Source organism: Neisseria zoodegmatis (assembly GCF_900187305.1).
In the GTDB taxonomy this organism is placed as follows: domain Bacteria; phylum Pseudomonadota; class Gammaproteobacteria; order Burkholderiales; family Neisseriaceae; genus Neisseria; species Neisseria zoodegmatis.
This window is the reverse complement of sequence record NZ_LT906434.1, coordinates 1,705,169-1,721,178: the sequence shown is the minus strand read 5'-3', so window position 1 is coordinate 1,721,178 and position 16,010 is coordinate 1,705,169. Positions and strand designations below refer to the sequence as shown.

Genomic DNA, 16,010 nt, shown 5'->3' with positions numbered 1-16,010 from the left:
TAATACCTCAGGTGCGTGGCAGATTGTGCATTTTTATCCGTCATGCCTGCTGTGTAAAGGGCATGTGTACCGGCTAATCTGCCGGTTTTTTGACACTTCTTTGGCAGTTGTAACAATACACCCTGCCTTGAAAGCGGGCTTTGTTGCTCCAACAAAAATGTGCCACTTTGGGGCTAACCGTTTTTTTGCAGCTGGCGCAAAACAAGCGGGCTGGCGCAGCATTCGGAGCGTTATCTCGCACATCGGCTTGGGGCTGAATCTCATCTTGAGATTGAACAGGATCAGCATGTTCCGCTTTAACCGGAGCGGGTTCAGTCGGCTCATTGATACCGAACCTTGCCCGCCAATTCATTTCCAATGGCTTGTGCAAAGCGGCTAAAGATTCGGCGAATGATTGCAACGTTTCCGGAGAGATGATTTTAGATACCGACCTTACCATGCTAAAGATGTTTTCATTATCAATATCTCTGTTGATTCTTTTAACGATTTGCTCGTTTTTAATGATTCTGTCTAAGCCCTCAACGCTTTTTTCATTTTTAGGGCGTGAAATACGCGCTGAATTGGCGATTAAAATCAGGCTGATGAGCTTGGGTTTCATCTTAACCCCGAGCCTGATGGGCAGCTCGATGCTGTCGCTGTCGAAAAGTCTTTGAAGCAGTTTGATATGATGGTTGTTTTGCTCTATCGGGGAGGGTATGCCATAAGATTTCCCCTTGTAAAATGCTGAAAATTCGCCGTGTTCATTAATGGCAATGCCTTCGCCGAAGCGTTTGCTTTCGCACACATAAATTTCCATAAAGCGGTTAAGCAGCAAATGGTCTATTTGGGCTACATGGCCGTTGTATTCCAGCCTTAAATCATGGATGACCATCCAATTTTTAGATTCCGTCCATTGGAAATTCATGTGGTAGGCCGCTTCTTTTTCGCCTTTCATGCCGGATTGGATGTTTCTGATTTCACGGCTGATTTTATCTTTAGTATCGGAATCGATATAAGGCAATGCCAATAATGTGTTTAGCTCCTCGATATCACGTTCCCGGTTGTGTGCTTGTTTGATAATCATGACAGGTGCTTTATTGGATGGGTTGGTTACTATTTCAAAGGAATATAATTTTAGCAAAGATAGATTGAAAGCAATAGGCTGACAGGCTTCTAAAGCCTATGCAGGCCGTCTGAAAATTAATGGCACAGATATAATATTGAACTCGGATAACACATTGATATCAAAAAATTGTTCTTTTGATTGTTTATTAGATTGCCTGCCTGAAAACCACAAGGAAACTCCATGGATATCCGCCGGCTGCCTGATCCGCAAACCTTGCTTCCCGCACGGTGGCAGGCTTATGCCGCATGGCTGGCCGCACGGGAAAATCCGCCCGAATCCTACCGCGACCACCCGCTCGAATCGGCAGACGAACCGGTTGCGTTGAAAAAAGATTTCGAGCGGCACGTCGGCATGTCGCTCGGGCAGTACATCCGCCTGAAACGCATCACACACCTGCTGGCACAACGCAACAGCAAACACGACAACGGGCTGACGGTTTCTGTGCACGCCACCCCGTTGGGGCAGATGTTGGCCGTATTCGGCACACAAGGCTTATGCTTGCTGGAGTTTCCCGAGTGCAAAAGGTTGGAGAGCGAACTCTTGGCGGTGCAAAAAGCATTTCAAGCGGATTTTGTGTGGCGCGACACGGCGTACAGCCAAACTTTACAGCAAGAGTTGAATCTGTATTTTGAAGGCCGTCTGAAAAACTTCGCCACGCCGCTCGACCCGGTCGGCACACCGTTTCAGCAGCAAGTTTGGCGCGCATTGCAAAGCATTCCTTACGGCGAAACCCGCAGCTACAAGCAGCAGGCGGAACGCATCGGCAAACCGCAGGCCGTGCGCGCCGTAGCTTCTGCCAACGGGCAGAACAAAATTTCCATCCTGATACCGTGCCACCGCGTGATCGGCAGTAACGGCGATTTAACCGGCTACGGCGGCGGCCTTGCGCGGAAAAAGGCATTGTTGGAATTGGAAGGCGCAATGCCTGTCTGAAAAATAAAAGTGCCAGTATTGCCTAATGATTTGTCTATACTAAAGTTAAGAAAGGTAACAGCATGAATGGGCTTATTATTTTAAATGTCGTTTTGGCTTTGGCTTCTGCTGCATTTGGTTTATTTGCACTGTTCGCCCCGCAAAGGCTATCTGGTTCTCCTGAATTGTCTATGTATTATCCCCATATGTATGCAGCGCGAGCTGTTCCTTTTGGTTTGGGCTTGGCAGCGGTTTTGGTTTGGTTGCCCGGACAGGCTACGGCATGGTTGTTGGTTGCAGGTGTTATCCAAGCGATTGATTCTTTAGTAAATATAAAAAGAGGTGTTGTAGCCGTTATTTCCCCGGCTTTAGTGGCGTTGGTACACATAGTTTCTGCCTATTTTCTCTAGATATCACAATGCCTGTCTGAAAAAGTGTATATACGATGAATTACGAAGAACTGCTCGCTATCCTTACCCGCGAAGCCAACCCCGAACGCGCCGTGCCGATGAAAGCCTATATGAAACACCGTTTCGACTATCTCGGCATCAGCAAGCCGCGTTTGGCTAAAATCTGCAAGCCGTTGTTTAAAAATGCGGCGGCAGAAGAAGTTGACTGGCGGTTTGTCGAACAATGTTGGGCTAATCCGCATCGTGAGCTGCAATACTGTGCGCTTGAGTATCTGAAAACCATGCAGAAAAAGCTCACGCCGCTAGACATTCCGCACCTGAAAAAGCTGATTACCGAAAAATCGTGGTGGGATACGGCGGACGTGCTCGACCGCATTGTCGGCGGCATCGCTTTGGTTTACCCCGAAACCAATGCCGTGCTGCTGGATTGGAGCAACAGCGGCAATATCTGGCTGCGGCGCGTCGCCATCGACCACCAACTTTTGCGCAAAGATAAAACCGACACCGCGCTGCTGGAGCAAATTATCTGCAACAATCTGGAGCAAAAAGAATTTTTCATCAACAAAGCCATCGGCTGGGCGTTGCGCGATTACAGTAAAACCAACCCCGAATGGGTGCGGGCATTTATCGGACGGTATCGCAGCCGTATGGTGAAACTTAGTATCCGCGAGGCGGAGAAATATGTGTAAGCCGCATGACCGAAGTAATCGACACAAACGTTTTAGCGAAACTCACAAAGTTTGCTTTAGCGAAACCCGCTAGCGGGTTTTAGCGAAGCTCGCACAGCTCGCTTTCAGACGGCCTCCATGCCTGTCTGAAAATAAAGATAAGGAAAAGCCATGAAACCCCGTTTGAACACTGTTGCAAGCAGCCTGATGTTGGCACTGATGCTCGCCGCCTGCAAAAACACCGTTGTGCCGCTCGAAAGCAAAATCGATATTCCGCAAGCCTTCAGCCAAGCGGAAGCGGCGCGCGGCAGCGCGGAAATCGGCCGCTGGTGGCAGCATTGGAACGACCCCGTACTCAGCCGCTTAATCGAACAAGGTTTGCAGCAAAACCACGATATCCAAATCGCCCGCAGCCGTTTGAACGAAGCGCGCGCCATTGAGCGCTTGGCCGATGCCGACAAAGGCCCGACGGTTGGCGCGGGCGCGGAAGCATCGCGCCTCAACGCCCGCATCAGCAACCCGCTGAGCGACGAAGAGCGCGCCTTGTTGGGCAGGATTCCGCAGGCTGCCGATTTGGCGGGCGAGCGTTTCACGTTGAAAGGCAACAGCCTCACGGGTGGTTTTTCCGCGTCGTGGGAGCCGGATATTTTTGGGCAGAAACGCAGCGATGCCGATGCCGCCGCTTATGCCGCACTCGGCAGGCAGGAAGAAGTGTACGGCACGCAAGTGCTGATCGGTGGCGAAATTGCCGAGCATTACCTGCAAGCCCGCGCCGCCCAAGCGCGTTTGAAGTCGGTCAACCGCAATATCGCCACCGTGGAGCGGCTGGCGAAATATGTGCAAGGCCGTTTCAAAGCAGGCCACGTTACCGCTTATGAAGTGGACGAAGTCGCCGCCAAACTCACCGCCTTGCGCGCCAAACAAAGCACCATCGAATCGGAATACGCCGCCCATGTACGCAGCATCGCCGTGCTTACCGGCCAAACCCCGCAAACCTTCGCCCTGCCTGCAAGCAGCATCAACATCTTGAGCGCGCAACCTGTCGCCCCGAGCGGCCAAACCCCGCAAGGCCTGCTTGAGCGCCGCCCCGACATCCGCGCCCATGCCGCGCAAGTGAACGCCTATGCCGCCAAGCTCGCCAGCGCCAAAGCCGATTTGCTGCCGCGGTTTACAATCGAATTTTTGGGCAGAGGCACCATCAGTATCGACAGCGACAGCGATTTAAAAGGCTGGGGCAGCTTAATCAAAGCGGGCATCAAAGTGCCGATTTTCACCAACGGGCGCATCAAAGCCAATATCGCCGCCGCCGATGCACGGCTTCAGACGGCCTTATTGCAATACGACCAAAACATCCTCAAAGCCCTCGGCGAAGTGGACAGCGCATATCAGGCACACAGCGCGCTCACCCGCCAAAACACCTTGCTCGTTACCGCATACAAACAGGCGGCAAAACAGGCGGGCGATGCCGAAAAACTGTTTAAATACGGCCAGAAAACGCTCGATAACGCCCTCACCGCACGCCTGAACGAAGAAGCGATGCAGGAAAACCTGATTCAATCGCAACTGGCACGGGCGCGGATGCTGATCGGTTTGTATAAGGCGTTGGGCGGCGGTTGGGTTGATGGGTGAGCTGCAAAAGGTTTTGATTGAGATAGGCTTGCCATATGCTTGAGGCCGTCTGAAAGCGAGCTTCGCTAAAACCCGCCAGTAGGTTTTGCCAAAGCGAATTTTTCAGGTTTGCCACAACAAGCTATGCAGGGTTTGTCAAAACTGTTAAACGGATTTCACGCAAGCGAACTTTGGAGCCTTAAACAACTTTCGTAGCGGCGGATTACCTGTCCGCTCTCAATCGACCAATGTCTGTTTAAGTAAAAGGCCGTCTGAAATATTTTTTTCAGACGGCCTTTAAAGTTATGGACGTTTCTTAAGAAGAAATCAAATCATGCGGAATGGTGCAAACCGGAATCGGGTTAACCTTATGCTGCATGGCTTGATTCAGGCGGGTGTAGATTTCCAGAACTTCGCGTTGGCGGCCTTCGAAGTCTTCCGGGCGGTTCCAGCCGTAAACACTCATGGCCCATTCCAGCTCGGGGTAGGTCGCGCCCATTTGTTCTTCGTCGGTGCGGTCGGTGTCCCACAAGCCGTCGGTCGGGGCAGCCACTTGAATGGATTCAATCACATTGAGTGTTGAGGCCAGTTGGTAAACTTGGGTTTTCAGCAGGTCGCCGATGGGGTTGATATCGACGCCGCCGTCGCCGTATTTGGTGAAAAAGCCTACGCCGAAATCTTCTACTTTATTGCCGGTGCCGGTCACTAAAAAGCCGTTGATTTGTGCGTAGTAATAAAGGGTAAGCATGCGCAGGCGTGAGCGGGCGTTGGCTAGGGCGAGCTGTTTGGCGGGGTAGTCGCTTTCGTTTACTTCCACCGTTCCGGCGAAAGTATCAAACGTAGGCGTGAGGTCGATATACATACTCTGCACGTTGGGAAAGCGCTGGTGCAGGTTTTCGATATGGGCTTTGGAACGGCTGCTTTGGTCGGCTTTCTGGCGGATGGGCATGTCGAGCACCAAAGTCGGCAGGCCGGTGCGTGCGGCCAAAATGGATACGACTGCTGAATCCACACCGCCGGATACGCCTACCACAAAGCCTTTGGCTTTAGCTTTGGCTGCGTAGTCTTTCAACCAACCGACAATATGGTCGATAACGGCTTGTGTTTGCATAAGGTATCCTTTCGGGCTGTCATATTTGGTGATTAAACTTAAACGTAATATAACGTAAATTTAATCTAAGTGAAAGTAAAGAATGTAAAGCGGCGGCTTTACATTGGAATGCTTGGAAATAATGTTGCAGTTTATCGGTTTGAGGCCGTCTGAACCATATTCTGACCCATATCGGCGTGATAAGTTTCAGACGGCCTCAGGCTCGGCGGCGTTATATGAATTTGCTGCATATCGGAATGTAAATAAAATCACTGACGTTTTCCGTAAAAGGAAGCGATGTTTTGATAAAATATGCCGTTTCTGAAAACGGTATGGACGAAACGGCAGCGTTTTGCGGTTTGTGTTTTTGCGCAACGGACTAGCTGCTTTTCATATCTCGCGCACATTCAATCATCCGAAGGAATTTCATGTCTTTTTTAGATAAAGCCAACACCGTGGCCGCACCCGGCTTCAACCGGTGGCTGGTGCCGCCTGCCGCGTTGGCGGTTCATTTGTCTATCGGGCAGATTTATGCCTATTCCGTGTTTAATGCTCCTCTTACCAAAATCATCGGTATCACCGAATCGGCTCCGGGCGACTGGAAGCTGACTACGGTGGGCTGGGTGTTCAGTATTGCTTTGGCGGTGCTGGGCGCATCGGCGGCGATGTTCGGCACTTGGATGGAGCGGGTAGGGCCGCGCAAAGCCATGTTTGTTGCCGCCTGCTGTTTCAGCTTGGGATTTTTGGTGTCGGCGCTGGGCGTTTACACCCATAATCTGTGGCTGCTGTATCTGGGCAACGGCGTACTCGGCGGCGTGGGCTTGGGCTTGGGCTACATCGGGCCGGTATCGACGCTGATGAAATGGTTTCCCGACAAACCGGGCATGGCAACGGGTTTGGCGATTATGGGATTTGGCGGCGGCGCGATGTTGGCCTCGCCTTTATCCGTGGCTTTGATGAACGCGTTTGGCAGCGCAAGCTCCACCGGCGTGGCGGAAACCTTTGTTGTGCTCGGTATTTTCTATTTTATTTTCATGCTCTTCGGCGTGTTTACCATCCGCGTGCCCGCCGAAGGCTGGAAACCCGAAGGTTTTGTGCCGCCGGCGAAGGCCAAGAAATTGGTGAGCAGCAGCCATGTAAATGCGGCGCAGGCGATTAAAACGCCGCAGTTTTGGCTGCTTTTCTGTATTTTGTGTTTGAACGTAACGGCGGGCATCGGCGTATTGGGTCAGGCTTCGGTAATGATTCAGGAATTGTTTTCCGAGGCTTCGGTAGGACAAGGCGCGGCGGTGGGCGTGGCGGCGGCAGCCGGTTTCGTGGGTTTGCTGAGCTTGTTTAATATGGGCGGCCGTTTTTTCTGGTCGAGCATTTCCGACAAAATCGGCCGCAAAAATACCTACACGATATTTTTTGTGTTGGGTTCGCTGCTTTATTTTGCCATTCCGTCTATCGGCGAGAGCGGCAGCAAGGCGCTGTTTGTGGTGGGTTTCTGCATCATTATGTCGATGTACGGCGGCGGTTTCGCGGCGATTCCAGCCTATCTGAAAGACTTGTTCGGCACTTACCAAGTGGGCGCGATTCATGGCCGTTTGCTGCTGGCGTGGTCGGCAGCGGCGGTACTCGGTCCCGTGTTGGTTAACTATATCCGCCAAGGACAGATTGACAGCGGCGTACCGGCGGCGCAGGCTTACAGCATTACCATGTATATCATGGCGGCGCTGTTGGTGGTGGGCTTGGTGTGCAATCTGCTTGTTAAACCCGTGCATGAAAAACACCACGATAAAAGCGTGAAAGACGCGGCGCAAAGCCATAACCCCGATGATGAAACCACGCTTTCCGATGCGTATCTCACGGCAGAAGAAGTGTCGCACGGCGGCGTGCGTGTGTGGTGGCGTTGGGTGTTGGCGGGCGTGCCGCTGCTGTACGGCGTGGTGATGGTGTTTGCCAAAGTGATGGATTTGTTCCGCTAGGCTTTTACCATTGGAGAACTTTGATTTTAAAAGTGAATCGAGGCCGTCTGAAAACCAATTTCAGACGGCCTCGATTCATTCCTATTCATCACAACGATTTTGCAGATTCCCCGCCTTGTAAAAAATCACATAAGCCCCATTTCTACTTTCATTCACTGACTTTACGAGCGATAACATGAATCTCGCAGACCATTTTCTGGTAGCCATGCCGTCAATGGACGATCCGTTTTTTGAAGGCAGCGTGGTGTATTTGTGCCAACACAACGAAGAAGGGGCGATGGGTATTGTCATCAACAAACCTTCCCCGGTAACGATGGATTTGATTTTCGCCGCCGCCGATACCAATATCCCCGAACGTTTCCAAAACGAATGGGTGATGATGGGCGGGCCTGTTCAAATCGATCGCGGCTATGTGGTGCACACGCCGGTGGGTAATTGGCAGAACAGCCTGATTGTGAACAGCGATGTGGCGTTGACGACTTCGCGCGACATTATCGAAAATCTCGCGCAGCCCGATGCGGTGGATAAAGCCGTGGTCAGCATAGGCTATGCCAGCTGGGAAGCGGGGCAGCTGGAGGAAGAGCTGGCCGCCAATGCGTGGTTGACCGTGCCTGCCGACACCAAAATCCTGTTTGACCTGCCCTATGCCGACCGCTATGAAGCCGCGTTTGCCAAAGTCGGCATCAATCCCAGCCTGATTATGAACGGTGCCGGCCATGCTTAAAGCGCCGCGCGGCACAACGCTGGCGTTTGATTTCGGCGAAACGCGCATTGGTGTGGCCGAAGGTGATGCCGAAGTCGGCACGGCGCATCCCATCAACACGGTAACGGGCGACAGCAACGATGCCAAGTTTGAAGCCATCGCCAAGCTCGTGAAAGAATGGCAGCCCAAACATTTCGTCGTCGGCTTGCCCGTTCACACCGACGGCACGGAACACGAGTTAACCCGCCTGAGCCGCAAATTCGGCCGCCGTTTGCACGGTCATTTTAATCTGCCGGTGTATTGGGTGGACGAGCGTATGTCGTCGCTGTATGCGGAAAGCCTGTTGGCCGAAGCGCAGGTGTTCGGCAAAAAGCAGAAACAGGTGCTAGACCAAGTGGCCGCTCAAGCGATTTTGCAGGGCTTTTTTGAAGGCGGCGCGGCGGAATATTTCAACGGCAGAGAAGCAGACGGAGAGGCCGTCTGAAACTAACAATATTTTTCAGACGGCCTGCCTGAAATCAAATAAGGCAACTTATCCTTGCCTTATTCTTTGCTACACTTCCCATTTTTACCCACATAAGAGAGAACACATCATGGCTTTAATGGATTCATTGCTCAGCGCGGCAGCATCGGCCATCGGCGGCAGCAACCAGCAAAACACCGCGATTCAAATGGTCTTGGACTTAGTCCGCCAAAGCGGCGGCGTCGGCAATTTGATCAACCAATTGCAGCAGGGCGGTTTGGGCGGCGCGTTGGAAAGCTGGATTTCCAACGGCAGCAACCAAAGCGTATCCGGCAACGATTTGCAGTCTGCTTTGGGCAGCAGCCTGATCGACCAAATCGCTTCCAAATTCGGCATGGAAGGCGGCCAAGCCAGCGATTTGTTGGCGCAATATCTGCCCAATTTGGTGGACAGCGCCACGCCCAACGGTTCAGCTCAAGACGCCGACGGTTTCGGCTTGGATGATTTGGCTTCTTTGGTATTGAAAAACCTGATGAAATAAGCCTGTTAGATAATATTGAGGCCGTCTGAAAATGTTTTCAGACGGCCTCAATGCTTTTAAGCTTTATGGTTTGACTAAACAATCAGTCTTTACATTGCATCAGCCTTTACGCTGCATCACGGCGGCGAAGAAACCGTCGGTATGGTGTTCCGCCGTATCCATGCGCAGGTATTTGCCGGTGTTCAAACCGTTCACTTTGGCGGCGCGCAGCAGTTCGGCGCAGTCCAACAGTTCAAATTCAGGGTGTTCGCTTAAAAAACGCTCAACCTGTAATTCGTTTTCTTCCGGCAAGATGCTGCACGTTGCGTACACCAAACGGCCTTGTTCTTTCACCAACGCTGCCGCCGCGTTCAGAATGCTGTGTTGCTGTTCCAAAAGATTCGACACGGTTTCGGGCGATTGGCGGTATTTCAAATCGGGATTGCGGCGCAAGGTGCCGAGGCCGGAGCAGGGCGCATCAACCAGCACGCGGTCGGCTTTGCCGTTCAGACGGCCTATGCGCGGGTCGTGTTCGCTGCTGATCCGTTCGGGATGAATATTGGTCAGTCCGGCGCGCACCATACGCGGTTTGAGGTTTGCCAAGCGTTTTTCGGCAATATCAAACGCGTAAATGCGGCCTTTATTTGCCATCATCGCGCCGATCGCCAGCGTTTTACCGCCGGCACCTGCGCAAAAATCCACCACCATTTCCCCGCGCTTGGCGCCGGTGAGCAAGGCGAGCAGTTGGCTGCCTTCGTCTTGAACTTCCAACGTGCCGTCCAAAAACAGAGGATGTTTGTTGAGCGCGGCTTTATCTTGAAGACGGATGCCCCAAGGAGAAAACGGTGTGGCTTTGGCGGCCAAACCTTCGTTTTGTAAACTTTCCAACACCTTATCGCGCTTGGCTTGCGCAATATTGACCCGCAAATCCAGCGGGGCGGGGCGGCTGATGCTGCGTCCGAATGCGAGTATGGCTTCATCGCTGTAATGCGCCTGCAAGTGTTTGACCAGCCATTCAGGCAATTCCGCTGCTGTGTTGAGGCCGTCTGAAAACTCGGTTTTGCGGCTTTTCAGACGGCTTAAGAATTCCCGTTCTTCTTCGTTGGTCAAATCGCTCAGTTGGCTGATGTTCGCACCGCGCCCGAGTACCAAAGCCGCCAGTGCCGCCGGCTTGGCTTGGGCATGAGGGCGGCGCAGTACGGCGGAAATTTTTTGATAATGGCGCAAGGCGGCAAATGCGGTTTCGGCGATTTCGTGGCGGTCTTGGCGGCCGAGTTTTTTGTGGTCGCGGAAATAGGCGGAAAGCACGGCGTCGGCAGGCTGTTGGAACGTCAGCATTGATGAAAGCACGGCGGCGGTATGGTCAAGTTGGGTTGAATTTATCATAGCGGTATGAAATAGGTATCGGCGCGGATTATCCGTAGCAGGCCGGATAACATTGCATGTGGTTGATGGCGGGCGGTCGGAGTTTTTCAGACGGCCTGCCCGAAAATAAGCAGTCAGGTGCAGCGGGGTAACTTAACACGGGCAGATGACATGCGGTTTGGCTACCACTCGCCCCGTTTGATTTTATCGATTTGGCGTCGGTCGCGCTTGGTAGGCCGTCCGTCGGGATACGCGGCACTTACGCGGCTGGCTTGGTCGAGCAGTTTTTGCGCTTCGCGTTTCTCGGCCGTCTGCTTGTCTTCTTCATACAGCATCCGCGCTTCGGGAGCGGGTCGGCGTTGGTGATTGAGTGCCAAAACGGTCAGCTTGTAGGGAAGCGAATTTAAAGTTAAATCGATAACGTCGCCGGCAGAAATGTTTTTGCTGTTTTTTACTTTGGAGCCGTTAACCTGTACGCGTCCCAATTCGATATGCTTTTGAGCCAAGGCACGGGTTTTGAAAAAACGTGCAGCCCACAGCCATTTATCGAGCCGCATCGCAGTATTATCGTGATCGCTTTTCATGTTATTGCCGTGTGATTGAAGTGTGGGCGAGTTTAGCATAAGATACGGGATTGGGTGCAGTGCGAGTATTTGCACTAAAACCCGGGAAATAGAGATACAGCCGTTACATGCAACGGCATAATACACATTAATCAGACGAATCAGACGGGCGGCGTGATGAAACACGACAAAATACTGCCGAAACTGCTTTGATTAGCGTATGATTACGTCCGAATCCTATTGATAAGAGCATTAATTATGAAACCCGTTTTCTTGGATTTTGAACAACCTATTGCGGAATTAACGAAAAAAATCGATGAGTTGCGCTTTGTGCAAGGTGAGTCGGCCGTAGATATTTCAGAAGAAATCGTCCGCCTGCAGAAAAAAAGTGCCGATTTAACCAAATCGATTTTCAGCAAACTCACTCCCGCCCAAGTATCCCAAGTATCGCGTCATCCCCAACGCCCTTACACATTAGACTATATCAACACCATTTTTACCGATTTCGAAGAGTTGCACGGCGACCGCCACTATGCCGACGACCATGCCATTATCGGCGGATTGGCGCGCTTCAACGGCCAAAGCGTAGTGGTGATCGGACATCAGAAAGGCCGTGATACCAAAGAAAAAATCCGCCGTAATTTCGGCATGCCGCGGCCCGAAGGCTACCGTAAAGCATTGCGTTTGATGCAGCTGGCCGAAAAATTCCATCTGCCTGTGATGACATTTATCGACACGCCGGGTGCTTATCCCGGTATCGGCGCAGAAGAACGTAACCAATCGGAAGCCATCGGCCGCAACCTTTACGAATTAACCAAACTGCATGTGCCGGTGTTGTGTACGATTATCGGCGAGGGCGGTTCCGGCGGCGCATTGGCGATTGCCGTGGGTGATTATGTCAATATGCTTCAATATTCCACCTATTCGGTGATCTCGCCCGAAGGTTGCGCCTCTATTTTGTGGAAAACTGCAGAAAAAGCATCCGATGCTGCGCAAGCGTTGGGTATTACCGCTAAACGTTTGGCCGAATTAAAATTGATCGACCGCGTGATTGAAGAACCTTTGGGCGGTGCCCACCGTGATCATGCCGAAATGGCAAAACGCGTTAAGGATGTGTTGGCCGAGCAACTGCGTATGGCGCAAGATATGCCTATGTCCGACCTGCTTACCCGCCGTTTCGACCGGATTATGTCTTACGGCCAATTTGTAGAGAAATAAACCGGGCATCAATACAAAAAACAGCAGGCGTTAAAACCTGCTGTTTTTTTATATTGAAATGCCCGTTCGTGCCGCAAGCGTGAAGCTTTGCGGCTGCGCTGCCTATTTAAACGACGGTAACGGTTTAAGGCCGTCTGAATTAGCCCAAACCGCTTTTTTCAGCTAAAATAAGCGGCTATTTGATCCCGATTTATCAGGCCGTCTGAAACGGTATGTTCTTGTTTTTCAGACGGCCTCTCACAGAATAACGAGCAGCATGTCTAACTCAATGAAAAACATTAGAAACTTTTCCATTATCGCCCATATCGACCACGGCAAATCCACACTGGCCGACCGCTTTATCCAATATTGCGGCGGCTTGGAAATGCGCGAAATGAGCACGCAGGTGCTGGACTCGATGGATATTGAAAAAGAGCGCGGCATTACCATCAAAGCGCAAACCGCCGCCCTGAACTATAAGGCGCGCGACGGGCAAACCTATCAGCTCAACCTAATCGACACCCCCGGACACGTCGATTTTTCCTACGAAGTGTCCCGCTCGTTATCTGCTTGCGAAGGCGCGCTCTTGGTTGTGGACGCTTCGCAAGGCGTGGAAGCGCAAACCGTGGCCAACTGCTATACCGCGATTGATTTGGGTGTGGAAGTGGTGCCCGTGCTGAATAAAATCGATTTACCCGCAGCCGACCCCGACCGCGTGGCGCAGGAAATCGAAGACATCATCGGTATCGATGCTGTCGGTGCAGTAACCTGCTCTGCCAAAAGCGGCTTGGGCGTGGAAGACGTGTTGGAAGAAATCGTTGCCAAAATTCCTGCTCCCGAAGGCGATGAAGATGCACCCTTGCAAGCCATGATCATCGACTCTTGGTTTGATAATTATGTCGGCGTAGTGATGCTTATCCGCGTTAAAGAAGGCCGTCTGAAACTGAAAGACAAGCTGCTGTTTATGAGCACCAAAGCCGAAACGCAGGCGGAGCAACTTGGTGTGTTTACGCCGAAGTCGGTGCAAAAACAAGAATTAAAAGCCGGCGAAGTAGGCTTCCTGATTACCGGCATCAAAGAATTGAACGCTGCCAAAGTTGGCGACACCATTACCTTGGCAGCCAATCCTGCCGAAAAAGCTTTGCCCGGTTTCCAAGAGGTTCAATCGCAGGTATTTGCCGGTTTGTATCCGGTGGAAAGCCACGATTACGAAGCCTTGCGCGATGCTTTGGAAAAACTGCAATTAAACGACGCTTCGCTGAAATTCGAGCCGGAAGTTTCCCAAGCCTTGGGTTTCGGTTTCCGCTGCGGCTTCTTGGGGCTGTTGCATTTGGAAATCGTGCAGGAACGCTTGGAGCGCGAATTCGATATGGATTTGATTACCACCGCGCCGACGGTGGTATATGAAGTCTTGTTGAAAAACGGCGAAAAAATCGAAGTGGAGAACCCGTCCAAACTGCCCGATGTCGGCAGTATCGACACGATATTCGAGCCGATTATCACGGCTACGATTTTGGTGCCGCAGGAATATGTGGGTGCGGTGATGACCTTGTGCAACCAAAAACGCGGCGTACAAAAAAACATGCAATACATGGGCCGCCAAGTGATGCTCACTTACGATCTGCCGATGAACGAAGTGGTGATGGATTTCTTCGACAAGCTCAAATCCACTTCACGCGGCTATGCTTCGTTGGATTATGAGTTTAAAGAATTCCAAGCGGCCGATCTGATTAAGCTGGATATTATGGTGAACGGCGAAAAAGTCGATGCCTTGAGCCTGATTGTCCACCGCTCCAATGCCGTGTTCCGCGGCCGCGAACTGGCGGCGAAAATGCGCGAACTGATTCCGCGTCAGATGTTCGATATTGCCGTACAAGCGGCAATCGGCAGCCAGATTATCGCCCGCGAAACCGTAAAAGCCCTGCGTAAAAACGTATTGGCCAAATGTTACGGCGGCGATATCACGCGTAAGAAAAAACTTCTTGAAAAACAAAAAGCCGGTAAACGCCGTATGAAACAGGTCGGCAATGTGGAAATTCCGCAGAGCGCGTTCTTGGCTATTTTGCAGGTTGGGGATAAATAATGAACACAACTTTGATACTCGGTGCGATAGCCGCTTTGGTTGTCGGCTTGGTGCTGTTTACCAAAAGCAATAAAGAGCGCGAAGAAAACGGCGAATGGAGCAATTCACTGCAATGGGGCTATCTGTTGATGATGGTCGGCCTGTTTGGCATATTGTCCGCTTTTATGAGCTTCACCGCTGTTTTATTGATTTTCGTATTGATAACGGGCGCGATATGGTTTGTACATAAAGGCCGTCTGAAAAAGCACGCAGAATATCATGGCGCCAACAACCACTTTACCGATTATTTGGGTGGATTTTTTCCGATTATCTTAGTGGTGTTTGTGTTGCGCACATTTGTTGCCGAGCCGTTTCAGATCCCTTCCAGCTCGATGCGCCCCGGTTTGGTGGTGGGCGATTTCATTCTGGTAAATAAGTTTGCATACGGTATCCGCACACCGATTATCAATAATGTGTTGATTCCTACCGGCCAAATCCAACGTGGTGATGTAGCCGTATTCAATTATCCCGAAGATCCTAAGATCAATTACATCAAGCGTATCGTTGCTGTTCCGGGGGATGTTATCGAATATCAGGATAAGGTACTGACGATTAACGGCGTTAGGGAGAAAGACATACTTAAAGGCACCTATTCTTATCCCGATGATCAAGATCCTGCGCTGACTCGTGAGGCGAAAATTTATCAGGCATCGGTATTCGATCATGATTTTGATGTGCTGAAGATGGATGATATTCCGGCTGTAGATGTCAATGCAGTGAATTTCGTACAGCAGAGAATGTTAGAAGCAGGCTTGCAGAGCGGTTTGATTGAAAATTGCCAATATGCTGCTGATGGCAGTGGATTTACTTGTAAAGTACCCGAAGGCCACTATTTTGCGTTGGGAGACAATCGGGACGGCAGCTCTGATTCCCGCTATTGGGGTTTTGTAGACGATAAATATATCGTTGGAAAAGCCTTTTTCATTTGGATGAATTTCCGTGATATGAGCCGTATAGGAACCAGCATTCGTTAGTTAGCTTAAATGAAAAAGCCGGACTTTGATTAGATCAGAGTTCGGCTTTTTTGTTTTTATTTTGGTTGTTCAAATTGATTGGATTTATCATCAATGTGGGAATGCTTTATTAAGTAGATAGAAGATATGAATCATTTTTGCTCTTAAAAATACAGCTTGGATGATATTTCCAGTCGTCAGTAACTTTTAAAAATTTATTCATACAATACAAAAAAATATGAAATTTTATAAAAGAAAATATACGAAAGAATTATTGATGAAACTTTTACAAATTTTATTATTTTTACACATAAATGTTAATTTAAATTATTTTATAAAATGAAAAATTTTTGAAGGTTAA

The 16,010-nt window shown here is 50.7% G+C and carries 15 protein-coding genes; 11 read left to right on the top strand and 4 right to left on the bottom strand.

Features of this window, described 5'->3' with window-relative positions:
- Positions 1-73 precede the first annotated feature (73 nt).
- On the bottom strand, positions 74-1,063 hold the full coding sequence (locus tag CKV66_RS08100; RefSeq protein WP_085362933.1) for a nuclease-related domain-containing protein: 990 nt from the start codon (positions 1,061-1,063) through the stop codon (positions 74-76).
- A 222-nt stretch (positions 1,064-1,285) separates the two neighbouring features.
- Here CKV66_RS08100 and CKV66_RS08095 point away from each other — a divergent pair, with 222 nt between their 5' ends.
- The 4 genes from CKV66_RS08095 to CKV66_RS08080 all read left to right on the top strand — a co-directional run bounded on the left by CKV66_RS08095 (position 1,286) and on the right by CKV66_RS08080 (position 4,724).
- Positions 1,286-2,038, top strand: a complete 753-nt coding sequence (locus CKV66_RS08095) for a methylated-DNA--[protein]-cysteine S-methyltransferase (protein ID WP_085362932.1) — start codon at positions 1,286-1,288, stop codon at positions 2,036-2,038.
- Between the two features lie 62 nt (positions 2,039-2,100).
- Complete coding sequence (locus tag CKV66_RS08090) at positions 2,101-2,427, top strand: hypothetical protein (protein ID WP_085362931.1); 327 nt, start codon at positions 2,101-2,103, stop codon at positions 2,425-2,427.
- Positions 2,428-2,462: 35 nt separating this feature from the next.
- Positions 2,463-3,116 carry a DNA alkylation repair protein gene (locus tag CKV66_RS08085; RefSeq protein WP_085362930.1) on the top strand — a complete coding sequence of 218 codons (654 nt, stop codon included), beginning with the start codon at positions 2,463-2,465 and terminating at the stop codon, positions 3,114-3,116.
- A gap of 150 nt (positions 3,117-3,266) precedes the next feature.
- Positions 3,267-4,724, top strand: coding sequence for an efflux transporter outer membrane subunit (locus CKV66_RS08080; protein WP_085362929.1), 1,458 nt, complete (start codon positions 3,267-3,269; stop codon positions 4,722-4,724).
- A 295-nt stretch (positions 4,725-5,019) separates the two neighbouring features.
- Here CKV66_RS08080 and nadE read toward each other — a convergent pair whose 3' ends face one another.
- Positions 5,020-5,814: an NAD(+) synthase gene (gene nadE, locus CKV66_RS08075; protein WP_085362928.1), complete on the bottom strand. Its 795-nt coding sequence runs from the start codon at positions 5,812-5,814 to the stop codon at positions 5,020-5,022.
- A 407-nt stretch (positions 5,815-6,221) separates the two neighbouring features.
- Here nadE and CKV66_RS08070 point away from each other — a divergent pair, with 407 nt between their 5' ends.
- From CKV66_RS08070 to CKV66_RS08055, 4 genes are all read left to right on the top strand, one after another.
- Complete coding sequence (locus CKV66_RS08070) at positions 6,222-7,763, top strand: L-lactate MFS transporter (RefSeq protein ID WP_085362927.1); 1,542 nt, start codon at positions 6,222-6,224, stop codon at positions 7,761-7,763.
- Between the two features lie 175 nt (positions 7,764-7,938).
- Positions 7,939-8,487, top strand: a complete 549-nt coding sequence (locus tag CKV66_RS08065; RefSeq protein WP_085362926.1) for a YqgE/AlgH family protein — start codon at positions 7,939-7,941, stop codon at positions 8,485-8,487.
- Complete coding sequence (gene ruvX, locus CKV66_RS08060) at positions 8,480-8,950, top strand: Holliday junction resolvase RuvX (RefSeq protein ID WP_085362925.1); 471 nt, start codon at positions 8,480-8,482, stop codon at positions 8,948-8,950. The genes CKV66_RS08065 and ruvX overlap by 8 nt, the downstream gene beginning before the upstream one ends.
- Positions 8,951-9,059: 109 nt before the next feature.
- Positions 9,060-9,470, top strand: a complete 411-nt coding sequence (locus CKV66_RS08055; protein WP_085362924.1) for a YidB family protein — start codon at positions 9,060-9,062, stop codon at positions 9,468-9,470.
- A gap of 99 nt (positions 9,471-9,569) precedes the next feature.
- Here the strand turns inward: CKV66_RS08055 and CKV66_RS08050 are convergent, their stop codons facing one another.
- Both CKV66_RS08050 and CKV66_RS08045 read right to left on the bottom strand, forming a co-directional pair.
- A complete protein-coding gene (locus CKV66_RS08050; protein ID WP_085363099.1) occupies positions 9,570-10,832 on the bottom strand; it encodes an RsmB/NOP family class I SAM-dependent RNA methyltransferase in 1,263 nt (420 codons plus the stop codon).
- A 164-nt stretch (positions 10,833-10,996) separates the two neighbouring features.
- Positions 10,997-11,398 (bottom strand): RNA-binding S4 domain-containing protein, encoded by a 402-nt coding sequence (locus CKV66_RS08045; RefSeq protein ID WP_085356775.1) that lies wholly within the window; start codon positions 11,396-11,398, stop codon positions 10,997-10,999.
- Between the two features lie 237 nt (positions 11,399-11,635).
- Here CKV66_RS08045 and CKV66_RS08040 point away from each other — a divergent pair, with 237 nt between their 5' ends.
- The 3 genes from CKV66_RS08040 (at position 11,636) to lepB (ending at position 15,670) form a co-directional block, all read left to right on the top strand.
- Positions 11,636-12,595, top strand: a complete 960-nt coding sequence (locus CKV66_RS08040) for an acetyl-CoA carboxylase carboxyltransferase subunit alpha (RefSeq protein WP_054599233.1) — start codon at positions 11,636-11,638, stop codon at positions 12,593-12,595.
- A 268-nt stretch (positions 12,596-12,863) separates the two neighbouring features.
- Positions 12,864-14,657, top strand: coding sequence for a translation elongation factor 4 (lepA, locus tag CKV66_RS08035; RefSeq protein WP_054599232.1), 1,794 nt, complete (start codon positions 12,864-12,866; stop codon positions 14,655-14,657).
- Positions 14,657-15,670: a signal peptidase I gene (gene lepB / locus CKV66_RS08030; protein WP_085362923.1), complete on the top strand. Its 1,014-nt coding sequence runs from the start codon at positions 14,657-14,659 to the stop codon at positions 15,668-15,670. The genes lepA and lepB overlap by 1 nt, the downstream gene beginning before the upstream one ends.
- Positions 15,671-16,010 lie beyond the last annotated feature (340 nt).